At 52.4% G+C, this 1,084-nt stretch carries 2 protein-coding genes; one reads left to right on the top strand and one right to left on the bottom strand.

From position 1 onward, the window contains the following. Positions 1-71 precede the first annotated feature (71 nt). A complete protein-coding gene (locus AC0QH1_RS19490) occupies positions 72-581 on the top strand; it encodes a hypothetical protein (protein ID WP_324632948.1) in 510 nt (169 codons plus the stop codon). Positions 582-724: 143 nt separating this feature from the next. Here the strand turns inward: AC0QH1_RS19490 and AC0QH1_RS19485 are convergent, their stop codons facing one another. Beyond that, positions 725-1,009: a hypothetical protein gene (locus AC0QH1_RS19485; protein WP_324632947.1), complete on the bottom strand. Its 285-nt coding sequence runs from the start codon at positions 1,007-1,009 to the stop codon at positions 725-727. Positions 1,010-1,084: the final 75 nt, after the last annotated feature.

The following is a 1,084-nucleotide window of genomic DNA, read 5'->3' as shown; positions in this document are numbered from 1 at the left end:
GGGGCGAATTCCTCCCCATACATAAATGACAGGGGTTTCCATTCGCCCCCCTTACCAACCCCTAATTTTCGATGACATGCGATTCTCGCGATCGCCGTAGGTTAATGTACAGATTTCGTCAATTTTATCCAATTGTGCCCCTCAGCGCCTTAGTGGCCCTGCTATTGGCCAGTTGCGCCCCGAGTACCACCACCCAATGCCGCCGACTGAGTAGCGCAATCAACAAAGGCAGCCAACTGGTCAACTCCTTCGATGTAGATCCCGAGGCGGGGGAGGCAAAAGCTGACGCCCTCGATACGGTCAGTGAAGAACTACAGGCGGTTAAACTCACCGACGAAACCCTCATCGGGTTTCAAAGCCGCTTTATCAACATCTACGATCGCTTTAGCCAAGCCTTTCGAGACACCAGTGGGTTGCTCAACGAAATCAGTGACTTGCAGCCCAATCCCGAAGGGCTGCAAAAAATGAAAGCGGCAAGAATCAAGGTAGACAAGGCGATCGACGAAGTAGAAGCAACCGCCGAGGATGCCAATGCATTAGTCAATGAAATCAAAAATTACTGTACCCCCCCAGCCCCCTAGGGTTCTCTACCCCCTAGGGTATTTTTCTATGGGGGGCGCAGGGGTGATTCTCCCCACCCCTTGGGTCGGAAAAAGGGGAAAAGAGAAACCAAATGTTGGGTTCTCCATCTTGCCCCAAGGCGCATCCAGATCTAACCTAAACATCAAGCTATTCGTGTGGAGCGAAGGAAAATGTGGGTTTTTGTGGAAATCGGAGAAATCCAGATAGTGCGGGTTTTACCGTAAAGCCATCCGTGAGGCGAATCGGAGGGAAAGGAAGTTCCATCGATCGCAGCGCAAGAGCGACAAAGCGGAAAGCACAGCGGCGATCGCAACCCGGAAAATACGCACAGGAGTTCCTGGGGCATCCATTCCTGGGGTGAGGGCGATCGCGTTCCCCTAGCCTTGACATCTGCAAATCCTGACAATTCAAACCAATCTCTCGCCATCCGTCAGGGACTCCGTAGAAACCAACCCCATGTCTAAAGCCAGGGGCTTGTACTTCTAACCACCTGACCAGCCTA

The organism is Phormidium sp. CCY1219 (assembly GCF_055795085.1).
This window is presented reverse-complemented; position numbering and strand designations above follow the sequence as displayed.

Coding starts and splice junctions, on each gene's coding strand:
- AC0QH1_RS19485 (WP_324632947.1), bottom strand. CDS start 1,009: ATGGCGAGAGATTGGTTTGAATTGTCAGGATTTGCAGATGTCAAGGCT.
- AC0QH1_RS19490 (WP_324632948.1), top strand. CDS start 72: ATGACATGCGATTCTCGCGATCGCCGTAGGTTAATGTACAGATTTCGT.